A 21481-nucleotide genomic window follows, 5' to 3' on the forward strand; every position below is an offset into this window, starting at 1 on the left:
GGCCACAGGCGTAGACTGGCTTCGAGGCTCCACGCAGAGGGAGCCCGAGGAGCAGGGATATGGTTCAGCGCCGGGAAAGCGCCGGGACGATGTCGCCCGGCCGCCAAATCATGTCGTTCACGCGTCGCGATGCGCTGGCCCTTGCCGCCGGCGCCCTGGCTGCGGGCTCCGCCCGTCCCGCGGTCGCCGGCCCGCAGGGGCAACTGACCTGGGGCGTTCACGTTTCGCTCGCGCCGACCTGGTTCGACCCTGCCGAAACATCGGGCGTGATCACGCCCTTCATGCTCCTCTACGCGCTGCAGGACGCGCTGCTGAAGCCGATGCCCGGCACGACGGTCGCACCATCGCTCGCAGAGTCTTGGACCGCCTCGAAGGATCAGCTCATCTACGACTTCGTGCTGCGCAAGGGGCCGACCTTCCACAACGGCGATCCGGTGACGGCCGAGGACGTGAAGTTTTCGTTCACGCGCTATCGCGGAGCGTCGCGCGACCTGCTGGCAAGCCACGTGGAGTCGATCGAAACCCCGGACCCGCAGCATGTGCGCTTCCGTCTCAAGGAGCCGTGGCCGGACTTCCTGACCTTCTACGGCCAGGCGACCGGCGCCGCCTGGATCGTGCCCAAGAAGTACGTCGAGAAGGTGGGCAGCGACGGCTATGTCAAGGCGCCGGTCGGCGCCGGCCCCTACAAGTTCGTGTCGTTCAAGCCCGGCGTCGAACTGGTGCTCGAAGCCTTCGAAGGCTACTGGCGCAAGCCGCCCAGCGTGAAGCGTCTGGTCTTCCGTGTCATTCCCGACGAGGCGACGCGCCTGGCTGCGCTCAGCCGCGGCGAGGTCGACATCGTCTATTCCGTCCGCGGCGAGCTGGCGGAAGAGCTGCGGCGCACGAAGGGGCTCGCGCTGAAGCCGGTCGTCATTCCGGCCCCCTTCTGGTTGTCGTTTGTCGACCAGTGGGACCAGAAATCGCCGTGGCATGACGAGCGGGTGCGCAAGGCCGCCAGCTTGGCGATCGATCGCGACGGCATCAACCAGGCGCTGACGCTCGGCTTCTCCAAGATCACCGGCAGCCTCGTTCCGGCGAGCTTCGACATGTACTGGCAGCCACCGGCGCCGGTTCACGATCCGGCCAAGGCGAAGCAACTGCTGGCCGAAGCCGGCCATCGCGGCGGCTTCAATGCCGGCGAGCTGTTCTGCGACAGCTCCTACTCGAATGTCGGGGAGGCCGTGCTCAACAATCTCGCCGAGGTCGGCATACGCGTCTCGCTGCGGCCGATCGAGCGCGCCGCCTTCCTGAAGGGCTGGGCGGACAAGAAGTACAGGAACGTCATCCAGGGCGCGAGCGGCGCCTTCGGCAATGCGGCGACGCGGCTGGCCGCGTTCATCGTCGGCGGCGGAGCCTATGTCTACGGCAGCTATCCGGATATCGACGCACTGTTCAAGGAGCAGGCGGCCGAGCTCGATGGCAAGCGGCGCGGAGAGCTGCTGACGAAGATCCAGCAGCTCGTCCACGAGCGGACGATCGTGGCGCCGATCTGGCAGCTCGCCTTCCTCAACGGCGTCGGGCCGCGCGTGGGCGAGTCGGGCTTCGGGCTGATCACCGATTTCCCCTACACCGCGCCTTACGAGGACATCACCCTCAAGGCGGCCTGACGCCGACCGCCAACCCGGCACCGGAATGGAGATGGCAGGCGACGAGGCGCTCGTGCGCCGTCTTCAGCGGCGGTTCGTCCCGGCTGCATTGCGCCAGCGCATGCTGGCAGCGCGGATGGAAGCGGCAGCCGGCCGGCGGCTTCAACGGGCTCGGCACCTCGCCCGGCAGGATGATCTCGTCGCGTCGCTCGTCGGGATGGCTCGGCAGGGCGGCCGAGAACAGCGCCTGCGTGTAGGGATGCCGCGGACTGCGCGCCAGGGCAGGCGCGTCGCCGCTCTCGACGATCTTGCCGAGATACATGACGACGATCGTGTCGCTCATATGCGCCACCGCGGCGAGATCGTGGGCGATGAACAGGTAGGCAAGGCCGAGCTGGTTCTGCAGGTCGCGCAGGAGGTTGAGGATCTGGGCGCGGATCGACACGTCGAGGGCGGAAACCGGCTCGTCGAGCACGACCAGCCTGGGCGACAGCACCAGCGCACGGGCGATGGCGATGCGCTGACGCTGGCCGCCGGAGAACTCGTGTGGGAACAGGTCGGCCGCCCGCTCGGGCAGCCCGACCAGGTCGAGCAGGCGGAGGACCCGCTTCCTGACCTGGCTCGCCTCCAGCGTCTCGTTGGTCACGAGCGGCTCGGCGATGATCTCGCCGACGCGCAGGCGCGGATTGAGCGAAGCATACGGGTCCTGGAACACCGCCTGGACCGACTTGCGGTAATTTTGCCGCCCCGCCGCGTCCAGCGTGCGCAGGTCGCGTCCCTCGAAGCGCAACTGGCCGCCGGTCGGCTCCTCGAGCCCGAGCACAAGCTTGGCCGTCGTGGTCTTGCCGCAGCCCGATTCGCCCACGACCCCCAGCGTCCGACCGGGCTCGATCGTGAACGAAATCCCGTCGACCGCCCGGACCGTCCCCTGGCCCGCGCCGAACAGCCGGCGCCTGGCCTGGAAATGCTTGATAAGGCCGTCGGCTTCAATGATCGGCATCAAACGGCTCCGGCGACCGCGCTGCGCGCCGTGTCGACATCCTGGGCCAGCCAGCAACGGGCCATCCGGCCTTCATCTGGGCGGAAGGCGGGCGGCGCCTCGACACGGCAGCGGTCGAAGGCTTTGGGGCAGCGCGGCGCAAAGGCGCAACCTGGCGGCAGGGAGGCGAGGTCGGGCGGCTGGCCGCCGATCGCGGTCAGCCGCCGAGCACGATCGCCCATGTGCGGAATCGAGCTGAGCAGCGCCCGGGTGTAGGGATGCGCCGGCGCATCGAAGACACGCGAGACCGGTCCCGACTCGACAAGCCGGCCGGCGTACATCACCGCAAGCTGGTCGCACATCCTGGCGACAATGCCGAGATTGTGGGTGATGAAGATCAGCGCCAGTCCGTGCGCACGCTGCAACTCGCGCAGCAGGCTAAGATACTGCGCCTGGATCGTGAGATCGAGGCTCGTCGTCGGCTCGTCCGCGATCAGGAGCCGCGGATTGCACGACATGCCGATGGCGCCGACGATGCGCTGTCGCATGCCGCCCGACATCTCGTGCGGATATTGCCTGGCCCGCATCTCGGGAGAGGGGATACGCACTGCCTTCAGGAGCTCTCTCGCGCGCGCCCAAGCCGCCGTGCGCGGCGTGCCCTCGTGCGCCCGGATCGGCTCGGCGACCTGATTGCCGATCGAGAACAGCGGGTTGAGCGAAGCCATCGGGTCTTGCAGGATCATGGCCATGCGCTTGCCGCGGATCTCGCGCATCTCGGCGTCGGATTTCTCGACCAGATCCTCGCCCTCGAACAGCATCCGGCCGCCGACGATCCGCGCCGCCGGCGGCAGAACGCGCAGCATGGTGAGGGCAAGCGTGCTCTTGCCCGAGCCGCTTTCGCCGACGATGCCCAGCGTCTGGCCGGCATCGAGGGAGAGCGACACCTGATCCACCGCCCGCACCACCCTGGCGCCTCCCGCCGAGACGTAGTGCGTCGACAGATTCTCAAGGCGCAGGAGCGGTTCGCCCATGATCAGAGCTGCCGAAGCTGCGGATCGAGCTTGACGCGCAGCCAATCCCCCAGAAGGTTGGCCGACAGCACCATCAGCATGATGCAGCAGCCGGGGAACACGGTGAGCCACCAGTAGCCGACCATCAGCCCCTGCTTGCCGTCGGACAGCATCAGGCCCCAGGCCGGCTGCGGCGGCGGGACGCCGACGCCGAGGAACGACAAGGTCGCCTCGGTGATGATCACGACGCCGAGCATCAGGCTCCCCAGCACGATCGCCGAGTTGACGACGTTGGGCAGGATGTGCCGCGCCATGATCGTCCATTTCGAGCAGCCGGCCACGACCGCCAGATGCACGAACTCGCGTTCCCGCAGCGACAGCACCTCGCCGCGAATGACGCGGGCGTAGCGGGTCCAGTAGGTGACGCCGAGGATGACGACGATGTTCCACATGCTGGGGCCGACGATCGCCGCGAGGAAGATCGCGAAGGTGAGCGCCGGCAGGGCGAGCCAGGTGTCGGTGATGCGCATGATGGCCTGGTCGACCCAGCCGCGAAGATAGCCCGAGAGGATGCCGAGCGCGGTGCCGATCACGCCGGCGACGACGACCGCCATGATGCCCACGACCATCGATACGCGTGCGCCGAAGATGAGCCGCGACAGCACGTCCCGCCCGAGCTGATCGGTGCCGAGGAGGTACCGGGTGCTGCCGCCGCTCTGCCAGAAGGGCGGCTTGAAGCGCGCCGTCAGGCTGCCGATTTCCGGATTGTGCGGCGCAAGCTGGTTGGCGAAGACCGCGACGAAGGCGATGAGGAGAAGGATCAGCGTCGGAATGACCGGAATGTCGCCGAGCCGGATCGCACGGCGCCAGGCCGCTCGCGACGGCCGGGAAGGCAGGGCAACGACGTCGGCGGGCGCACTCATCGCAGCTACCTCTCCAGTCGGATGCGGGGATCGATGATGGCGTAGAGGATGTCGACGGCCAGGTTGACGACCACGATCATGGCGCCGCCCAGCAGCACGACACCCTGGACCACCGGGAAGTCGCGGAAGGTGATGCCCTCGTAGAGCAGGCGGCCGATTCCGGGCCAGGCGAAGACCGTCTCCACCACCACAGCCACGTTGACCATGATCACGAGATTGATGCCGGCGAGGGTGATCACCGGAATCAGCGCGTTCTTGAAGGCATGCTTGCCGATCACGAGCGCCTCGGGCAGGCCCTTGAGCCGGGCGAGCTTGATGTACTCGGAGCCCAGAACCTCGAGCATCGACGAGCGGGTCAGGCGCATGTGCGCGGCGGCGAAGTACCAGCCCAGCGCGAAGGCCGGCATGATGAGGTGGAGCGGCGTTCCTGCGCCCGACGAGGGCAGCCAGTGCAGGTAGACCGAGAACAGCAGGATCAGGACCAGTCCGACCCAGAACGAAGGCAAGGAGAGGCCGAGCAGCGAGAACACCTTGCCGGCATTGTCCCAGAAGCGGCCGACCCGCACCGCCGCGAGGATGCCGCTCGGCAGGCCGATCAGCAGCGAGAAGGCCATCGCCACCGCGGCCAGCAGCAGCGAGTTCGGCAGGCGCGACAGATAAAGGTCGAGGACCGGAGTCTGGTAGTAGAAGGACTGGCCGAGATCGCCGTGCGCCAGGTTCCACATGAAGAGGCCGTATTGAACCCACAGCGGGCGGTCGAGCCCGAACCGGTGGTGGATCTGCGCGATGTCGGCTGCGCTCGCGCCCGGCTCGATCAGCAGCGCCGCCGGGTCGCCGGTCACCCGGACGAAGAAGAAGATTGTCAGCGACAGCAGCAGCAGCGACAGGAGGCAGTAGCCGACTCTTCGCGTGACGTATCGGCCCATGGCGTCCTCACCGGTGACGGGTCGCCACTGCGGGGCGCAGATCGTCGCTCACCGGGCCGGGGCTGACGGTGACTGGGACATGGCGATGGCCGTTCGCCGGACTGCCTTCAGCCGGATACGGTTCGCGGCCGTCAAGACCTGAACGCATTCCGTCTCCCTGCAGGTGCCCCGTTATGGTCGGGCTTGCGACCACTCTAGATCAATGCCGGGGCGATGTCGCCTGGTTATCGGCGGCCGGCCGCCGGGAAGACGTCTATTCGACCAGCTCCGCCAGCCGCTTGATGATGCGCGCCGGCTGGGCGCTCGCCTGGGCCGGCACGCCAGCGCCGAAGGGGTCGTACCAGATGCCGCAAAGGCCGAGCTTCTGCGGCGCCACGACTTCCCATTCGTAGTTGTCGCCGACCATCCAGGCGTCGCCCGCCGCCACGCCGAGGCTTTCGAGGGCATGGCGATAGACGGCGGGCTCCGGCTTGCCCTGGCCGAACTCGCCCTCGATCTGGATATGGTCGAACCGGTGGCCGAGCTCGAAGCGCTCGATCTTCTCGCGCTGCATGGTGCTGGCGCCGTTGGTGACGAGGGCGAGCTTCACGCCCGCTGCGCGCAGCGCATCGACCGTCGCATGGGCGTCGGGATAGAGGCGGTATTCCTTCCGACGCATCTCGGTGAAGGCGTCGGCGATGCGGTCGGCCAGCGCGTCGTCGGGCCGGCCGAGGCGGGCGAGCCCGCGCCGCACCGAGAGCCGCCGCGCGCCCGGGATGTCGAGCCGCCACTTGGCCGCCGCCGCAGCCTCCGACCAGAAGGCACGCGCTTCCTCCATGATGGCAAGCCGCACGCGCTCGATCGCCGCGGCGTCGTGGGCGTCGAGGTGCGCGGAGAAGATATGCAACAGCCGTCGCCACGCCTCCTCGGGCTGGGCGTAGGCTCGGATCAGGGTGTCGTCGAGATCGAACAGGATGGCGCGCGGCAGGACCGGCATCTTGGTCAGTTTGCCATGGCCTGGGTGAACGTGCTGGGCGCCGGGCTTATCACCACGTTGCGGCCGCCTTGGATCTCGATCACCGCCAGCGCGCGCTGCGAGCGGCCGTCCGGCAGGAAGCGGATCGGCCCGTCGACGCCCGTCCAGCCGTTGGGATTGGTGATGGCGTCGGCGGAGAAGCTGCCGCCGCGCGCGAGCTGGGCGGCGAGCGCCACCGCATCGTAGGCCAGTGTCGCGAGCCGCTCCGGCGGGCGGCCGTAGGTGGCGAGATAGCGGCGCTCGAAGTCGGCACGCTTGGCCGGATCCGGCGCAGCATACCAGGCGCCGCGCAGGGCGCTGTCCGCGCCGATGCCGGGCGCGTCCCAGACCCCGGTGCCGATGAGCTGGATCTTGCTGGTGTCGATCTCGGCGGCGCCGAGGGAGGCCAAGGCGGCGGAAAGCTGGGGCGGCGCGACCGGCATCAGGATGGCGACCTTGTCGCCGCCCGCAATCTCCGTCGCCAGCCGCTTGGCCGCGGCCGTGAGATCGAGCGCCTGCGGGTCGAATTGCTCCACGCCCACGACCGTCGCGCCGCGGGCCATTGCCTCGTCCTGCAGCGTGCTCGACATCTGGTTGCCATAGGCGGTGCGCGGTGCGAACACGGCGAAGCGCTTGATGCCCTGCGAGATCGCATAGTCGACGACGCGTCGCACCTGCGGCGGGGCGGCAATTCCCATGATCCAGACGCCCGGTTGGGCGGCCTTCTCGTCGTTGGAGAAGGCGATCACATTGGCGCCGCCCTGCCTCACCAGCGGGCCCAGGGCGCTGGCCGACGTGCCGAAGAGCGGTCCCAGGACCAGCGCGCAGCCATCCGTGCGCGCGCGATTGTAGGCAGCGACGGCCGCGTCGGGCGAGGCCCCGCTGTCGTAGGCGGCCAACGCCAGCTCCTTGCCGCCCGAATCGAACAGCGACATCTCGGCTGCCTGCTGCATGGACCGACCGAGCGCGGCCGCGCGACCGGAGAGCGGCAGGAGGAGAGCGATGCGTGTCTTGCCTGACGGCGTGGTGGGCGAGCCGGCCTGCGGCCCGGTCGGTCGTGGCGGTGGCGCCGTGCTAGTCTGCGACGGGCCGGTGCATGCAGCCAGCAGGAGGGCGGCAGTGGCGAGCGCGAGGAGAGACGAACGCATCGGCGCAGAACTCCGGCGGATGGATGCACATGGAAAGAAGCGACCGGTCACAAGCTAGCGACGGGCGAGGCTCGCGTAAACCGCCGCTGGCGCCGGGACTCCACATTGTGTCCACGCCGATCGGCAACATGCGTGACATCACGCTCCGGGCGCTCGACGTTCTTCAGGCCGCCGACCTGATCGCCTGCGAGGACACGCGCGTCTTCGCCAAGCTCGCCAGTCACTATGGCATCTCCGCGCCCACCATCGCCTACAGCGACGCCACGCAGGAAGCCGCCGAGCCACGCATCCTGCGCGCCCTCGGTGACAGCAAGCGGGTGGCGCTCGTGTCGGATGCGGGCACGCCGCTGGTCTCCGATCCCGGCTATCGCCTCGTGCGCGAAGCCTTGTCCCGTGGTCATTTGGTGACGGCTGCACCAGGGCCTTCGGCCGTGCCCATGGCGCTGGCGCTGTCGGGGCTGCCGATGGATCGCTTCTTCTTCGGCGGCTTTTTGCCGTCCAGGCCCGCCGAGCGTCGCCGGGCGATCGCGGAGGCGGCCGCCATTCCGGCCACGCTGATCTTCTTCGAGGCGCCGCATCGGCTCGCGGCCTCGCTCGCCGACCTTTCGGACCTGCTGGGCGATCGTGCGGCCGCTGTCGCACGCGAGCTCACCAAACTCTTCGAGGAAGTGCGCCGGGCGTCGCTCGGTGAACTTGCTGCACATTACGCGCGCGAGGCCGAAGTGAAAGGCGAGATCGCGATCGTGATCGGCCCGCCCAGCGGCGCGCCGGCGCCCGCTGCCGACGTGCTTGATGCCGCGCTGCGGCTCGCGATGGCCGGCGCCTCGGTCAAGGATGCCGCGGCGGAGGTCGCGGCGAGGTTTGGCCTCAAGCGTCGCGAGGTCTATGCTCGGGCGCTCGCGCTCAAGCGGGAAGGGGCGTCATGACCACCGAGGCGCGTCAGAAGGCACATCGACTAGGCCACGCCGCCGAATGGCGCGCCGTCTGGCGCCTGCGGCTGGCCGGCTACTCGATTCTCGCGCGCCGCTACAAGACGAAGTTGGGCGAGATTGACATCGTGGCGCGCCGCGGCGATGTGCTCGCCTTCGTCGAGGTCAAGGCGCGCTCGGAGATCGAGACTGCCGCCTACGCGCTGCGCGGCAACCAGTTCGGCCGCGTCGCGCGTGCGGCAAGCCTGTTCGTCGCCCGCCATCCGCACTATGCCGGGCATTCCCTCCGGTTCGACGCCGTCCTGGTGGTGGGGCTGTGGCCGCGTCACCTCCCCGATGTATGGCGGGCGCCGGAGTGAGGCGTGACGGCTGATCCGACCGGCGGCCGGCAGGATCTGGATCGGTTGCGTGCGCTCTGCGCGGGCGACGGATCGCGAATCGACCTGCTCGAGGCCGCTTTGGAGCTCGGCGCCCTGCGGCGCGATGCGCCGGTCGATGCGGCGCCCTTCCGTCAGCATGTGGCGGCGATGGCGGTCGACCTGGCCGACCTCGTAGGCCGCCGCGGCGCGGTGCCGGAGCAACTGGGCGAGGTGATCGCGGTCGCCTATGGCTATCGTGGCGACAGCGAGACCTACGACGACCTGCAGAATGCCGACCTCGCGCGCGTGATCGAGCGCCGCAAGGGGCTTCCGGTGGCGCTCTCGATCCTTTACCTGCATGTTGCGCGCGCCCAGGGCTGGCAAGCCGAGGGACTGGCCTTCCCGGCGCATTTCCTGATCCGCGTCACGATCGAGGGCGGGCGGCATATTCTCGACCCCTTCCATGACGGCGCCCTGCGCGATGCGACCGAGCTCAGGGTGCTTCTGCGGCAGGTGCTGGGACCTCAGGCGGAGCTGCAGCCCGCGCATTTCGACCCGGTGGCCGATCGCGACGTGTTGCTGCGGCTCGAGAACAATGTCCGTTTGCGGCTGGCGGGACAGGGCGACTGGCTGGGCGCGGCGCGGTCGCTCGACCGCATGCTGGCGATCGCGCCGGACCGCGCCGAGCTCCTGTTCGAGGCCGGCGAGATCAATGCCCGGCTCGACAAGCGCCGCGCCGCGATCGCCGCCTTCAGCCGGTTCCTCGATCTCGAGGGCGGGCAGAGCGATCCGGCGCTCCGTCGCCGCGCCTCGGAACTGTTGCAGGAACTGCGCCGCGGGCTTAACTGACTGCCCGCAAGATGAGGCCCGGCCGATGAAACTCAACGTCGCCATCCAGATGGACCATGTCTCGACCATCGACATCGATGGCGATTCGACGTTCGTGCTGGGCCTCGAGGCGCAGCGCCGCGGCTACGAGGTCTGGCACTACACGCCGCCCGAGCTGGTCTTTCGCGATCGCAAGGTGATGGCGCGCGTCCAGCCGATGCAGCTCAGGCGCGAAAAGGGCAACCATTTCACGCTGGGCGCGCCGGAGATGCGCGATCTCTCCACCTTCGACGTGCTGCTGCTGCGGCAGGACCCGCCGTTCGACATGTCGTACATCACCACGACGCATCTGCTGGAGCACATTCATCCCGGGACGCTCGTCGTCAACGATCCGGCGAGCGTGCGCAACGCGCCGGAGAAGCTGTTCGTCACCCACTTCGACAACGTGATGCCGCCCACGCTCATCACCGCCGATGTGCGCGCGCTGCGCGCGTTCCGCGACGAGCACAAGGACATCATCCTGAAGCCGCTGTTCGGCAACGGCGGCTCCGGCGTCTTCCGGCTGAAGCCGGACGACGAGAATTTCGCTTCGCTGCTCGAGATGTTCTCCCAGCGCAGCCGCGAACCGGTGATCGCGCAGCGCTACCTGCCCGAGGTGCGCCAGGGCGACAAGCGCATCATCCTGATCGACGGCCGCGCGGCCGGCGTCGTCAATCGCGTGCCGGCGGAGGGCGAGGCGCGCTCCAATATGCATATCGGCGGCAAGGCGGTGAAGGCGGAACTCACCAAGCGCGATCGGGAGATCTGCGAGACGATCGGTCCGGAGCTCGCCCGGCTCGGCCTGATCTTCGTCGGCATCGACGTGATCGGCGACTATCTCACCGAGATCAACGTCACGTCGCCGACCGGGCTGCAGCAGATCAACCGCTTCGACGGCGTCTGCCTCGAGGCCGACATATGGGATCGCATCGAGCTGCGCTACCAGGCGACGCGCGGGAGCAAGGCATGAGCAGGCGCACCTTCCTCGTCATGGGTCTGTCGGCGATGGCTTGGCCTGCCGCGGCGCAGACCTTCGAGTCGATGATGGAGAAGCCCATCGTCAAGGCGGTTCGCGAGGGCGACGTCGACAAGGTCCGGCACGCCCTGCTCAAGGGCGAGAGCCCCAACCAGATCGACTCCTCGGGCCGGTCGCTCCTGCTGGTGGCGACGCAGGCGGGACAGGCGGACATCGTCGATGCGCTACTGAAGGGCGGCGCGGTGGTCGATGTCACCGACCGCGACGGCTACACGTCGCTCATTCGTGCCGCCGAGCAAGGGGACGACAATATCGTCGCCATGCTGCTCAGGCGCCATGCCCGGCCCGACGCCCAGACCCGTCAGGGGCTGACGGCGCTGATTGCGGCGACGCGCGCCGGATCGGTCGAATCGTGCCGCCTGTTGCTGGAAAGCAAGGCCAATCCAAATCTTGCGGATTTCACCGGCCGCACGGCCTTGAGCTATGCCCGCCAGGGCAATCGCGGCGCGATCGAGGCGATGCTGCGCAAGGCAGGCGCGCGCTGATGGCGGCCGCCGCCAAAGCGGCGCCGATCCGGATCAGCGGCACGCTTTGGCTCGACCCCGCCGAGATCGAGGAGAGCTTCGTGCGCGCCGCCGGCCCGGGCGGCCAGCACGTCAACAAGACGGCGACGGCGGTGCAGTTGCGCTTCGACGTGCGCGGCTCGCCGTCGCTTCCCGGCGACGTCCGACGCCGGCTGGAGCGGCTGGCAGGAAGCCGCCTTACGCGCGACGGCGTCCTGGTGCTCGTCGCACAGGGCGAGCGCAGCCAGAGGCGCAACCGTGAGGAGGCACTCGCCCGGCTGGTCGCGCTGATCCGGACAGCCGCGCGTCCGCTCGTGCCGCGCAAGCCGACCAGGCCCACCAGGGCGAGCAAGCTGCGGCGACTCGACACCAAGAAGCGGCACGGCGCGCAGAAGGCGTTGCGGCGCGGCCCGCCCGAGTCCTGCTGACAGCCCGCCGCCCTTTCCGGGAAAGCCGCCGCACTCCGGTGGCGCAATCCTTCTATCCCGATCGTGGACTCAGCCGTCGGCTGCGGCCTGGATCGATGAAAGGCCATCCTTCACGATCTCGCGCAGCTTGAACTTCTGGATCTTTCCCGACGGGGTCGAGGGCATCTGGTCGAGCGCCATCAGGCGCTCGGGGATGTATTGCAGCGCGACCTTCTGCGCTTTCAGGAAATCGACCATTTCTGCGAAATCGATTGACTGGCCGGGCTTGGTCACGATCACCGCGCAGGCGCGCTCGCCGAGGCGCTCGTCGGGATAGGCGACGATCGCGGCCTGTGCGACGGCCGGGTGCTTGTAGAGCAACGCCTCGATCTCCACGACCGGGATATTCTCGCCGCCGCGGATGATCACGTCCTTCGACCGGCCGTCGATCCTGACGTAGCCGCGGTCGTCGATCGAGGCGAGGTCGCCGGTGTCGAACCAGTCGTCGGCATCCGTGCCATTGAGGTGCGGGCGGTGGAGATAGCCGCCGAAGTTGGAGCAGGCGCGGATCAGGAGCCGGCCGCTGGTGCCGTTGGGCAGCGGCGTGCCGTCGGAATCGACGACGCGCAGCTCGACGCCGGGCAGCGGACAGCCGCAGGTGTTGAAGGCGCGCTCGTCGTCGTCCTCGGGCTTGATGAGGGTCGCCGCGCCGTTCTCGGTCATGCCCCAGGCCGATACGATCTTGGTGCCGAGCGTCTTGCGTGCCCGCTCGACGAGCGGCCCGGGAATCGGCGCGCCGGCGCAGAGGAAAGTCCTGAGCGTCGGTACGGCCAGACCCGTTTCCGCCACCACGTTGGCGAGGTCGGTCAGGAAGGGCGTGGAGGCCATGGTGAAGGTGGCGCCCTCGTGGCGGATGGTTTCCACGGCCTTGCGGGGATCCCAGATGTCCTGCAGCACGGCCCGGGCGCCCAGCGTGATCGGCATGAAGAGGCCGTACAGGAAGCCCGTCTGGTGCGCCATCGGCGAGGCCATCAAAACGACGTCGCCGGCGCCGAGATGAAGACGTTCGGCATAGGGGATGATATTGGCCGTGAGCGAGTTCGAGGAATGCATCACGCCTTTCGGCTCGCCCGTGGTGCCCGATGTGTAGATGATCTCGGTGATCTCGTCCGGCGCCGGCCGCCTCAACGCCGGGACGGCCCGTGCGTCGGTCGTTTCGTCCGGATTCCCTTGCAGCAGCGCGCCGAAATCGCTGTCGCCCTTGCCGCCGATGACCAGCACGTGCCGCAGATCCGGCAGGGCGGGCCGAAGAGCACCGATCATCGACTCGTAGTCATGGCCGCGGAATCGCTTGGGCACGATCACGACCTTGCTCCGTGCGTGCTTCAGCATGAAGCCGAGCTCGCGCTCGCGGAAGATCGGCATCAGCGGATTGAACACCGCACCGGTCCGCGCGCAGGCAAGATAGGCGACCGTGAACTCCCACCAGTTCGGCAACTGGGCGGAGACCACGTCGTTGCGCTCGACTCCGAGCCTCGCAAGGCTGGCGGCGAGGCGATCCGAAAGGCGCGCGAGTTCGCGATACGTAAGCCGCCGCGTTTCGCCTCGATCGATCGAAATGGCGGTGACGGCCTCCTTGTCCGGCCGTTGTTTCAGACAGTCGTCGAGGTCGTCGTTGATCGTGCGGTCCCGCCAGAATCCCTTTTCGACCATCGCCGCGCGACGCGGCGGAAAGAGGACGGCATCGAACTCCATGGCTTCCTCCCTTGCCTTGCCTTTTCAGGCTGTTCTTCGCGGATGGTCGGCCGAACCGATCCGATAGACAAGGACCGGAGGCTTTCATAGATTTCGAGAAGGCGATTCCGAGAAAGCGAACCAAGGGAGTGCTGCCTATGGCGAAAGTCGGCGACAAGGTGCCCAGCGCGACATTGCGCACCATGGGGCCCGAGGGACCCAAGCCCGTCTCCACCGAGGAACTGTTCGCGGCCGGCAAGAAGGTCGTGGCCTTCGCGCTCCCGGGGGCCTTCACCCCGACTTGAAGCGCCAAGCATGTGCCAGGTTTTCTGGCCAACGTCGACGCGATCAAGGCGAAGGGCGTGGATACGGTGGCCTGTATCGCAGTCAACGACCCGTTCGTGATGGGTGCCTGGGGCAAGGACCAGAAGGTCGGCGACAAGATCCTGATGCTGTCGGACGGCAATGCCGAGTTCACCCACGCCATGGGGCTCACCCTCGATGCCTCCCGCAACGGTCTCGGCACGCGCAGCCAGCGCTACGCCATGATCGTCGAGGGCGGGATCATCAAGGACCTGTTCGTGGAGAAGCCGGGCGCTTTCGAGGTCTCGACGGCCGAGAACGTGCTCAAGCACCTCTGAGGCGGGTCAGGCCTTCGGGGCCGGAGCGCTCTTCCTGAGAAGGCGCGGCAGTGCCGCCATCAGGACGAGCGCTCCGGCGCCGACGGCGTTCACGATCGCCGATCCGACATAGAGCCACAGCGCGATATAGGCCGACGATATCAACAGCGTGATCGCGGTCACGCGGGCGCCGAAGGCGGTAAACTCGTTGAAGGAGATGCGCTTGCCGTCCTTCTCGGCGAGGCCGGTGACGGTGACGTTCGCCGAGGCGCCGATCAGGGTGCCGTTGCCGCCCAGGCACGCCCCCAGCGCCAAGGCCCACCACAGCACCTGGCCCTGCGGCCCGGCGTCGAGCTTCTGCAGGAGGCTCGCGATCAGCGGGATGGTGACGGCGGTGTAAGGGATGTTGTCGATCACCGCCGACAGGAAGCCCGACACCCAGAGCACGACCAGGGCGGCAACCAGCAGCGTAGCCTGCGGCGAGAGCCCCAGACCGTTGCCGATCGCCTCGATCGCCCATCCCAGCCCAAGGGCCAGCGAGTCGATCAGCCCGGTCGCGACGGCCGCACCCACCAGCACGAACAGGAAGAGAAAGAAAGCGAGCGTCGGCCACTCGATGTCCTTCTCCAGGATCGCCAGCACACCATGCTGACGCTCGTCCGGCGTCGGCCGGTGCTCGCGCAGGTAGTAGTAGTCCTGGGCGAACAGGATGACGGCGATGCCGATCACCGCCGGCACCGATACCGGCATCCCGGTCAGCGAATGGGTCATGAAGCCGGCGAAGATCGCCGCGGTCACCCAGCAAGTGGTGCGCAGCAGGGGCACATTGGTGAGCCGGGCGCCGGTCGGCGTCGCGGCAGCGTCGTGGTCGCGGTCGGCTCTCGGGCCGATGTCGGGACCGTAGTAGCGCCGGCTGAACCAGACCAGCACCACCATCATCGCCGTGCAGGGCACGGTGAGGTTGTCGATGAAATCCATGAAGGAAAGCCCGCTGCGCGGGTCGGCGCCGATCAGCACGTTGGGCGGATCGCCGATCAGCGTCGCCGTGCCGCCGATATTGGCCGCCATCACCATGGGCAGGAAAAAGGCCGAGCCGTCGATGCGAAGCCGGCGCGCCATCTCGGCCGCCATGGGATAGGCGAAGATCACCGTCGTGACGTTGTCGAGGATGGCCGACAGGACGCCGGTGAACCAGATGATGAGCCGCGCCGCCCGGCTGGGATTGCCGCGCGATCGTTCGAGCAGCCGGTCGACCGCCCAGGGAAAGACATTGGTGGTCTTGAGCACGCCCACCAGTGCCATCATCGAGAACAGCAGCAGGATGACGTTGAGGTCGATGGCCGCCATCGCCGTCTCGAAGGAGACCAGCCTGAACGGCGTGAAGTAGGAGATCAGCCAGACGAGCGCCACGGCGCCGATCGGCACCAGCACGCGGTGCACGCGGTCAGCCGCGAGGCCAGCGAACACCGCCACCAGGATGACGGCGACCAGGCCCTGGCTCACCGCGTCGCGGGTCGATTCGAAGCCGTGCATCAGGCGAGATAGGTGGCGGACACGCCGCCATCGACGACCAGAGTGTGGCCATTGACGTAGGACGCGGCGGGCGAGGCGAGGAAGATCGCCGCCCCGGCGATTTCCTTCGGATCCGCCCAGCGCTTCGCGGGACAGCGATCGCGCTGCTTCTCGCCTTGCGGCGAGGCGATCAGCCGGGCGTTGGTCTCGGTTGCGAAGAAGCCGGGCGAGAGGGCGTTGGCAGTGATGCCCGTGGCGCCGAGCTCGGCCGCCAGCGCGCGGGCCAGCGCCGTGAGCCCGCCCTTTGCCGCGACATACGACACCGCGCCCGGGACGGCGAGGTCGGCCACGATCGAGGCGACCAGGATCAGCCGTCCCCATCCCTGATCCAGCATCGCCGGGACGACCACCTTGACGAGGGCATGGGCGGCCGAGAGATCGATATCGACCAGGCGGGCGAAATCCTCCGAAGTGATCTCGGTGAAGAGCCGTCGATCGCGCTCGCCCACATTGTGCACCAGGACGTCAATCCGGCTGGCCCCGGCGATGGCCTCGCGCATCGCTTCCCGGTCGGCCATGTCGAAGGCGAGTCCCTCCGCGTCGAAGCCGGCTGCCCGCAGCTCGGCAAGGCGTGGTTCCAGGCGATCGGCCGACCGGCCATGCAGCAGCACGCGCGCGCCGGCCTCGGCGAGACCGCGCGCCATCTCCCAGCCCAGGCCACGAGCGGAGCCGGTCACCAGGGCGGTGCGGCCGTCGAGGCGGAACTGATCGGGAAAGGTCGACATGGGGCGGCACAGTCGGCTATTGGGCTCGCCCGAATTAGCGTTGGACGGGGGAATGCTGCAACTGCCCAAAGTGATCGGCCATCGCGGCGCGGCCGCCTATGCCGCGGAAAACACGCTGGACTCCTTCCGCGAGGCCAGGCGCCGCGGGGCGACCTGGGTCGAGACCGACGTCAAGCTGACCGCCGACGGCGTGCCGATCCTGATGCATGATGCCTCGCTCAAACGGACGACAGGGGTCGACCGGCTGGTGGCCCAAACGAAAGCGGGCGATCTGCCGCAGGGCGTGCCGACGTTCGAGGCGGCCATCGACTGCCTGCGCGAGCTGGGTCTCGGCTGCAATGTCGAGATCAAGCCCTGCGAGGGCCGCGAAGCGGAGACCGCCCGCGTCGTCGTCGAGGTCTTGCGGCGGCGCTGGCCGGCTGCCCTGCCGGCGCCCCTGCTTTCGAGCTTCAAGGACGCGTCCCTTGTGGCCGCCCGCGAGACGGCGCCCGAATTCGCGCGGGCCATCCTGATCGACGTGCTGGAGGACGATTGGCGCGGTCGTGCCGAAGCCGTGACCGCCGTCGGCGTCAATGCCAACGGCAAGAAGCTGACGGCGCCGCGCGCGGTCGAAGTGCGCAAGGCGGGCTATCTGCTCGGTGTCTATACGATCAACAACGGCGATGTGGCGAAAGCGCTCGTCGGCATGGGCGCGCAGTGCGTCATCACCGATACGCCGGACGCCATCGTCGCAGCGCTGGATTGATGCATTTTGGGGGTTGCGTTCGCACAGCAGTCTTGGTGGACTGTCACAAGACTGAAACAAATCAGACACATCGCAGTCTCATGCCCCGTCGATACAGGGATGGGGCCCTTTTGGGAGGTATCGAGATCATGTCACGTATTCTGCTGTCGTCCGTTGCCGCCGTCGCCGTCCTGGCGAGCGCGCAGGGCGCCGCCGCACAGACCGAAATCCAGTGGTGGCACGCCATGGGCGGCAACCTGGGCGAGACGGTCAATGCGCTGGCCGAGCAGTTCAACAGCTCGCAGAAGGACTACAAGGTAATCCCGGTCTACAAGGGTTCCTACACGGAGACCCTGACCGCCGCCGTCGCGGCCTTCCGCGCCAAGCAGGGGCCGGACATCGTGCAGGTGTTCGAGGTCGGCACGGCCAGCATGATGGCGGCCAAGGGCGCGGTCTATCCGGTCTACCAGCTCATGGCGGACGAGAAGGAGCCGTTCGATCCCAAGTCGTTCATCGGGCCGGTCTACTCCTACTACTCGACGACCGACGGCAAGCTGCTTTCGATGCCGTTCAACTCGTCCACGCCGGTCTTCTACTGGAACAAGGAGGAGTTCAAGAAGGCGGGCCTCGATCCCGACAAGGCGCCGGTGACCTGGGAAGAGGTGGGCGAGGACGGCAAGAAGCTGGTCGCCTCGGGCGTCAAGTGCGGGTTCACGCCGCAATGGCAGACGTGGACCCTGATCGAGAATTACGGCGCCTGGCACAATCTGCCCTTCGCCACCAAGGAGAACGGCTTCGGCGGCACCGACATCGAGCTCAAGTTCAATGACCCCGCGCGCATCAAGTTCATCGGGATGCTGGCCGACTGGGTCAAGGACAAGCGCATGGTCTATGGCGGCCGCGAGGGCAAGTCTACGGCGCTGTTCACCTCGGGCGAGTGCGCCATGCACATCGCCTCGTCGGGCTCGGCTTCGGCCATCCAGAAAGCGCTGGGCGCCGAGAATGTCGGCATCGGCATGATGCCCTACTCGCCCGACGTCATCGCCAAGCCGCAGAACTCGATCATTGGCGGCGCGACGCTCTGGGTCCTGAAGGGCCGGCCCAAGGCGGAGTACAAGGGCGTGGCCAAATTCCTCAACTTCCTGTCGAGCCCGCCGGTGCAGGCCAAATGGCACCAGGAGACGGGTTACGTTCCGATCACCCTCGCAGCGTACAAGCTCACCCAGGAATCGGGCTTCTACAAGAAGTTCCCGGGCCGCGACGTCGCCGTGAAGGAACTCACCCTCAATCCGCCGACCGCGAACTCGAGGGGGCTGCGCATCGGCAACTTCGTGCAGATCCGCGACGTCGAGGACGAGGAGCTCGAGGCCGTGTGGTCGGGCAAGAAGGATGCCAAGTCCGCCCTCGACGAGGCGGTCAAGCGCGGCAACGAATTGCTACGCAAGTTCGACGCGGCGAACAAGTAAAGGTCGGGACGTCCCCTCGTGCTCCTCTCCCCCGTGATGGGGGAGAGGCCGGGTGAGGGGCTCCAAAGGCTCACAGCGCCCGCATGGAAAAGCGCGTCGTCTTCAACGAGCGGTGGCTGCCCTATCTTCTGGTGGCGCCGCAGATGATCATCACACTGATCTTCTTCTTCTGGCCGTCCGCCCAGGCGATGTGGCAGTCGGTGCTGGTCGAGGATGCGTTCGGCGGGAACTCCAAGTTCGTCTGGTTCGCCAATTTCACCAGTCTGCTCACCGACCCGAACTACTACGATTCGGTGCGGCTCACGCTGATCTTCACCGCCCTCGTTGCGTCGATCGGCCTGGCGGTGTCGCTCCTGCTCGCCGTCATGGCCGATCGGATCGTGCGCGGTGCTGCGATCTACAAGACGATCCTGATCTGGCCCTACGCCGTGGCGCCGGCCGTTGCCGGCGTGCTGTGGGGCTTCCTGTTCAATCCCTCGGTCGGCATCGTCGTCTGGCTGCTCCACGGGATCGGCGTCGACTTCAACTACGTCATGAACGGCGATCAGGCCCTTCTGCTGGTGGTGATCGCCTCGGTCTGGAGTCAGTTGAGCTACAATTTCCTGTTCTTTCTCGCCGGTCTGCAGTCGATCCCCAGATCGCTGATCGAGGCGGCCGCCATTGATGGCGCGGGTCCGGCGCGGCGGTTCTGGGACATCACCTTCCCGCTGCTGTCGCCGACGGGCTTCTTCCTGCTGGTCATCAACACGCTCTATGCGCTCATCGGCACTTTCGGCGTGATCGCCTCGCTGACCCAGGGCGGGCCGGGCCAGGCCACCAACATCCTCGTCTACAAGGTCTGGAACGACGGGTTCCGCGGCCAGGATCTGGGCGGTTCCTCGGCGCAGTCGGTGATCCTGATGGCACTGATGATTCTGCTCACCTTCGTGCAGTTCCGCTTCATCGAGCGCCGGGTGCACTACTGATGGTCGAGAACCGGCCCTGGCTCACATTTGTCCGGCATCTCATCGTGATCGTGGGGGCGGTCATCATCGCCTTCCCGGTCTGGATGACCTTCGTCGCGTCGACCCACGACCAGGTCACGATGCTGCAATCGCCGGTGCCGCTATTGCCCGGCACGCATCTGATCGAGAATTACCGGGACGTGCTGCTCGAAGGCTACAAGAGCCGGCCCGGCACCGTCCCGCTCTACGTCACGCTCACCAACAGCCTCATCATGGCGCTCGGCGTGGCGATCGGGAAGATCCTGATCTCGATCATCTCCGCCTTCGCCATCGTCTATTTCCGCTTTCCGCTGCGGATGACCTTCTTCTGGATGATCTTCGTCACCCTGATGCTGCCGGTGGAAGTGCGCATCGTGCCGACCTACGGCGTCGTGGCGCGGCTCGGCATGCTCAATTCGTATTCCGGCCTCATCATCCCGGTGATCGCCTCGGCGACCGCGACCTTCCTGTTCCGCCAGTTCTTCCTCAGCGTTCCCGACGAGCTCACCGAGGCGGCGCGCGTCGACGGCGCCTCGCCGATGCGCTTCTTCTGGGACATCCTGCTGCCGATGAGCCGCACGTCGATCGCGGCGCTGTTCGTCATCCAGTTCATCTACGGCTGGAACCAGTATCTCTGGCCGCTGCTCATCACGACGCAGGAGAGCTTCTACACCATCGTGATGAACGTCTCGCGCCAGGCCAACGTGGTGGACGCCACGCCGTCATGGAACTTGCTGATGGCCATGGCGATGCTGGCCATGCTGCCGCCGGTCCTGGTGGTGATGTTCATGCAGCGCCTGTTCGTGCGCGGCCTCGTCGAAACGGAGAAGTAGCCCCATGGCGCAAGTCCATCTGCGCGGCGTCAAGAAAAGCTACGACAAGCTCGAGGTCATCCACGGCATCGACATGGAGATCGCCGACGGCGAGTTCATCGTCATCGTCGGGCCCTCGGGCTGCGGCAAGTCGACCTTGCTGCGCATGATCGCGGGTCTCGAACGGATCACGGCCGGCGAAGTGGCGATTGGCGAGCGTGTCGTCAACGAGCTCGAGCCCAAGGACCGCGACATCGCCATGGTGTTCCAGAACTATGCGCTCTATCCGCATATGAGCGTGTACGAGAACATGGCTTACGGGCTCAAGATCCGGCGGCTTTCCAAGGACGACATCGATGCGCGCGTGCGCAAGGCGGCGAGGACGCTGGAACTGGACAAGCTGCTCGATCGCCGGCCGCGCCAGCTCTCCGGCGGCCAGCGTCAGCGCGTCGCCATGGGCCGCGCCATCGTCCGCGAGCCGGCGGTCTTCCTGTTCGACGAGCCGCTTTCCAACCTCGATGCCAAGCTGCGCGTGCAGATGCGGCTCGAGATCAAGCGCCTGCAGCGGGAGCTGGGCGTCACATCGGTCTACGTCACCCATGACCAGGTCGAAGCGATGACGCTCGCCGACCGGCTGATCGTGATGAATGCCGGCGTCGCCGACCAGATCGGCACGCCGATGGAGGTCTACGAGCGGCCCTCGTCGGTGTTCGTCGCGGGCTTCATCGGATCGCCGGCCATGAACTTCCTCGCCGCCAAGGTCGGCGAAGGCGGCCGCACCGTCGAGCTCGCGGGAGCCGGCCCGGGGCGGCATGTCCTGCCGCTCGGACGCCCGCCCGCCGCGTCCGCAGGCACGGCGGTGGCAGTGGGGCTGCGGCCCGAGCACCTGCAGCCCGACGCCGACGGTCCGCTGGAACTCGAGATCGAGCTCGCCGAGCCGCTGGGCGCGGACACCCTGCTGCACGGCCGCTTCGCCGTCGCGCGGGAGCTGGTGACGGTCAGGCAGGACGGCCACGTGCTGGCCCAGCCGGGCGAAAAGCGCCGCTTCTCGATCGATCCCGGCCAGGTGCATCTCTTCGACCCGCAAAGCGGTCGGCGGCTGGCCGACGCCTGACGCCAGGTCGCATCGCGGCAGGATA

At 67.5% G+C, this 21481-nt stretch carries 21 protein-coding genes and 1 pseudogene; 13 read left to right on the forward strand and 9 right to left on the reverse strand.

The window, feature by feature from the left end; all coding sequences use genetic code 11:
- Window positions 1-59 precede the first annotated feature (59 nt).
- Window positions 60-1646: an ABC transporter substrate-binding protein gene (locus tag OJF58_RS12135; protein ID WP_300784608.1), complete on the forward strand. Its 1587-nt coding sequence runs from the start codon at window positions 60-62 to the stop codon at window positions 1644-1646.
- Here the strand turns inward: OJF58_RS12135 and OJF58_RS12140 are convergent.
- The 6 genes from OJF58_RS12140 to OJF58_RS12165 all read right to left on the reverse strand — a co-directional run bounded on the left by OJF58_RS12140 (window position 1633) and on the right by OJF58_RS12165 (window position 7605).
- On the reverse strand, window positions 1633-2625 hold the full coding sequence (locus tag OJF58_RS12140; RefSeq protein ID WP_300784609.1) for a dipeptide ABC transporter ATP-binding protein: 993 nt from the start codon (window positions 2623-2625) through the stop codon (window positions 1633-1635). The genes OJF58_RS12135 and OJF58_RS12140 overlap by 14 nt on opposite strands.
- Window positions 2625-3635: an ABC transporter ATP-binding protein gene (locus OJF58_RS12145; RefSeq protein ID WP_300784611.1), complete on the reverse strand. Its 1011-nt coding sequence runs from the start codon at window positions 3633-3635 to the stop codon at window positions 2625-2627. Before OJF58_RS12145 ends, OJF58_RS12140 begins: the two co-directional genes overlap by 1 nt.
- A gap of 2 nt (window positions 3636-3637) precedes the next feature.
- The gene (locus OJF58_RS12150; RefSeq protein ID WP_300784613.1) at window positions 3638-4537 is read right to left on the reverse strand and encodes an ABC transporter permease; all 900 of its coding nucleotides are present in this window, start codon (window positions 4535-4537) and stop codon (window positions 3638-3640) included.
- Between the two features lie 5 nt (window positions 4538-4542).
- Entirely contained in the window at window positions 4543-5463 is a 921-nt protein-coding gene (locus OJF58_RS12155; RefSeq protein ID WP_300784615.1) for an ABC transporter permease, read from the reverse strand.
- Between the two features lie 253 nt (window positions 5464-5716).
- Complete coding sequence (locus OJF58_RS12160) at window positions 5717-6439, reverse strand: HAD family hydrolase (protein WP_300784618.1); 723 nt, start codon at window positions 6437-6439, stop codon at window positions 5717-5719.
- A 5-nt stretch (window positions 6440-6444) separates the two neighbouring features.
- Window positions 6445-7605 carry a penicillin-binding protein activator gene (locus tag OJF58_RS12165; RefSeq protein WP_300784621.1) on the reverse strand — a complete coding sequence of 387 codons (1161 nt, stop codon included), beginning with the start codon at window positions 7603-7605 and terminating at the stop codon, window positions 6445-6447.
- Window positions 7606-7634: 29 nt separating this feature from the next.
- Between OJF58_RS12165 and rsmI the strand changes: the two genes are divergently transcribed.
- Genes rsmI through arfB form a run of 6 tightly spaced genes read left to right on the forward strand, consistent with a single transcriptional unit; the run spans window position 7635 to window position 11727 of the window.
- Complete coding sequence (gene rsmI, locus OJF58_RS12170) at window positions 7635-8531, forward strand: 16S rRNA (cytidine(1402)-2'-O)-methyltransferase (protein WP_300784624.1); 897 nt, start codon at window positions 7635-7637, stop codon at window positions 8529-8531.
- Entirely contained in the window at window positions 8528-8893 is a 366-nt protein-coding gene (locus OJF58_RS12175; protein WP_300784627.1) for a YraN family protein, read from the forward strand. The genes rsmI and OJF58_RS12175 overlap by 4 nt, the downstream gene beginning before the upstream one ends.
- A 3-nt stretch (window positions 8894-8896) precedes the next feature.
- Entirely contained in the window at window positions 8897-9742 is an 846-nt protein-coding gene (locus tag OJF58_RS12180) for a transglutaminase-like domain-containing protein (RefSeq protein ID WP_300784631.1), read from the forward strand.
- Window positions 9743-9767: 25 nt separating this feature from the next.
- Entirely contained in the window at window positions 9768-10730 is a 963-nt protein-coding gene (gene gshB / locus OJF58_RS12185; RefSeq protein ID WP_300784634.1) for a glutathione synthase, read from the forward strand.
- Window positions 10727-11281: an ankyrin repeat domain-containing protein gene (locus tag OJF58_RS12190; protein WP_300784636.1), complete on the forward strand. Its 555-nt coding sequence runs from the start codon at window positions 10727-10729 to the stop codon at window positions 11279-11281. Before gshB ends, OJF58_RS12190 begins: the two co-directional genes overlap by 4 nt.
- A complete protein-coding gene (arfB, locus tag OJF58_RS12195) occupies window positions 11281-11727 on the forward strand; it encodes an alternative ribosome rescue aminoacyl-tRNA hydrolase ArfB (RefSeq protein WP_300784638.1) in 447 nt (148 codons plus the stop codon). Before OJF58_RS12190 ends, arfB begins: the two co-directional genes overlap by 1 nt.
- A gap of 69 nt (window positions 11728-11796) precedes the next feature.
- On the opposite strand, the gene aliA is transcribed toward arfB, so the two are convergent.
- Window positions 11797-13461, reverse strand: a complete 1665-nt coding sequence (gene aliA / locus OJF58_RS12200; protein WP_300784641.1) for a cyclohexanecarboxylate-CoA ligase — start codon at window positions 13459-13461, stop codon at window positions 11797-11799.
- A 137-nt stretch (window positions 13462-13598) separates the two neighbouring features.
- Between aliA and OJF58_RS12205 the strand changes: the two are divergent.
- Window positions 13599-14081: pseudogene (locus OJF58_RS12205) on the forward strand (peroxiredoxin).
- Between the two features lie 6 nt (window positions 14082-14087).
- Here the strand turns inward: OJF58_RS12205 and OJF58_RS12210 are convergent.
- Both OJF58_RS12210 and OJF58_RS12215 read right to left on the reverse strand, forming a co-directional pair.
- A complete protein-coding gene (locus OJF58_RS12210; RefSeq protein WP_300784647.1) occupies window positions 14088-15593 on the reverse strand; it encodes a sodium:proton antiporter in 1506 nt (501 codons plus the stop codon).
- Window positions 15593-16357 (reverse strand): SDR family oxidoreductase, encoded by a 765-nt coding sequence (locus OJF58_RS12215; RefSeq protein WP_300784650.1) that lies wholly within the window; start codon window positions 16355-16357, stop codon window positions 15593-15595. The genes OJF58_RS12210 and OJF58_RS12215 overlap by 1 nt, the downstream gene beginning before the upstream one ends.
- Before the next feature lie 52 nt (window positions 16358-16409).
- Between OJF58_RS12215 and OJF58_RS12220 the strand changes: the two genes are divergently transcribed.
- From OJF58_RS12220 to OJF58_RS12240, 5 genes are all read left to right on the forward strand, one after another.
- Window positions 16410-17102: a glycerophosphodiester phosphodiesterase family protein gene (locus OJF58_RS12220; RefSeq protein ID WP_300784653.1), complete on the forward strand. Its 693-nt coding sequence runs from the start codon at window positions 16410-16412 to the stop codon at window positions 17100-17102.
- Between the two features lie 128 nt (window positions 17103-17230).
- The gene (ugpB, locus tag OJF58_RS12225) at window positions 17231-18547 is read left to right on the forward strand and encodes a sn-glycerol-3-phosphate ABC transporter substrate-binding protein UgpB (protein ID WP_300784656.1); all 1317 of its coding nucleotides are present in this window, start codon (window positions 17231-17233) and stop codon (window positions 18545-18547) included.
- Between the two features lie 83 nt (window positions 18548-18630).
- Window positions 18631-19512, forward strand: coding sequence for a sn-glycerol-3-phosphate ABC transporter permease UgpA (gene ugpA / locus OJF58_RS12230; RefSeq protein WP_300784658.1), 882 nt, complete (start codon window positions 18631-18633; stop codon window positions 19510-19512).
- Window positions 19512-20363 carry a sn-glycerol-3-phosphate ABC transporter permease UgpE gene (gene ugpE, locus OJF58_RS12235; protein ID WP_300784660.1) on the forward strand — a complete coding sequence of 284 codons (852 nt, stop codon included), beginning with the start codon at window positions 19512-19514 and terminating at the stop codon, window positions 20361-20363. Before ugpA ends, ugpE begins: the two co-directional genes overlap by 1 nt.
- A 4-nt stretch (window positions 20364-20367) precedes the next feature.
- A complete protein-coding gene (locus tag OJF58_RS12240) occupies window positions 20368-21456 on the forward strand; it encodes a sn-glycerol-3-phosphate import ATP-binding protein UgpC (protein WP_300784662.1) in 1089 nt (362 codons plus the stop codon).
- The last annotated feature ends 25 nt before the right edge of the window (window positions 21457-21481 follow it).

The organism is Enhydrobacter sp. (assembly GCF_030246845.1).
GTDB lineage: Bacteria > Pseudomonadota > Alphaproteobacteria > Reyranellales > Reyranellaceae > Reyranella.

Excerpts from the sequence above, each read along its gene's own strand:
- arfB (WP_300784638.1), top strand. The coding sequence starts at position 11,281 with ATGGCGGCCGCCGCCAAAGCGGCGCCGATCCGGATCAGCGGCACGCTT.
- ugpB (WP_300784656.1), top strand. The coding sequence starts at position 17,231 with ATGTCACGTATTCTGCTGTCGTCCGTTGCCGCCGTCGCCGTCCTGGCG.
- gshB (WP_300784634.1), top strand. The coding sequence starts at position 9,768 with ATGAAACTCAACGTCGCCATCCAGATGGACCATGTCTCGACCATCGAC.
- OJF58_RS12160 (WP_300784618.1), bottom strand. The coding sequence starts at position 6,439 with ATGCCGGTCCTGCCGCGCGCCATCCTGTTCGATCTCGACGACACCCTG.
- OJF58_RS12140 (WP_300784609.1), bottom strand. The coding sequence starts at position 2,625 with ATGCCGATCATTGAAGCCGACGGCCTTATCAAGCATTTCCAGGCCAGG.
- OJF58_RS12175 (WP_300784627.1), top strand. The coding sequence starts at position 8,528 with ATGACCACCGAGGCGCGTCAGAAGGCACATCGACTAGGCCACGCCGCC.
- OJF58_RS12165 (WP_300784621.1), bottom strand. The coding sequence starts at position 7,605 with ATGCGTTCGTCTCTCCTCGCGCTCGCCACTGCCGCCCTCCTGCTGGCT.
- OJF58_RS12155 (WP_300784615.1), bottom strand. The coding sequence starts at position 5,463 with ATGGGCCGATACGTCACGCGAAGAGTCGGCTACTGCCTCCTGTCGCTG.
- OJF58_RS12210 (WP_300784647.1), bottom strand. The coding sequence starts at position 15,593 with ATGCACGGCTTCGAATCGACCCGCGACGCGGTGAGCCAGGGCCTGGTC.
- OJF58_RS12150 (WP_300784613.1), bottom strand. The coding sequence starts at position 4,537 with ATGAGTGCGCCCGCCGACGTCGTTGCCCTGCCTTCCCGGCCGTCGCGA.
- OJF58_RS12240 (WP_300784662.1), top strand. The coding sequence starts at position 20,368 with ATGGCGCAAGTCCATCTGCGCGGCGTCAAGAAAAGCTACGACAAGCTC.
- ugpE (WP_300784660.1), top strand. The coding sequence starts at position 19,512 with ATGGTCGAGAACCGGCCCTGGCTCACATTTGTCCGGCATCTCATCGTG.
- ugpA (WP_300784658.1), top strand. The coding sequence starts at position 18,631 with ATGGAAAAGCGCGTCGTCTTCAACGAGCGGTGGCTGCCCTATCTTCTG.
- OJF58_RS12220 (WP_300784653.1), top strand. The coding sequence starts at position 16,410 with ATGCTGCAACTGCCCAAAGTGATCGGCCATCGCGGCGCGGCCGCCTAT.
- OJF58_RS12190 (WP_300784636.1), top strand. The coding sequence starts at position 10,727 with ATGAGCAGGCGCACCTTCCTCGTCATGGGTCTGTCGGCGATGGCTTGG.
- aliA (WP_300784641.1), bottom strand. The coding sequence starts at position 13,461 with ATGGAGTTCGATGCCGTCCTCTTTCCGCCGCGTCGCGCGGCGATGGTC.
- rsmI (WP_300784624.1), top strand. The coding sequence starts at position 7,635 with ATGGAAAGAAGCGACCGGTCACAAGCTAGCGACGGGCGAGGCTCGCGT.
- OJF58_RS12135 (WP_300784608.1), top strand. The coding sequence starts at position 60 with ATGGTTCAGCGCCGGGAAAGCGCCGGGACGATGTCGCCCGGCCGCCAA.
- OJF58_RS12215 (WP_300784650.1), bottom strand. The coding sequence starts at position 16,357 with ATGTCGACCTTTCCCGATCAGTTCCGCCTCGACGGCCGCACCGCCCTG.
- OJF58_RS12145 (WP_300784611.1), bottom strand. The coding sequence starts at position 3,635 with ATGGGCGAACCGCTCCTGCGCCTTGAGAATCTGTCGACGCACTACGTC.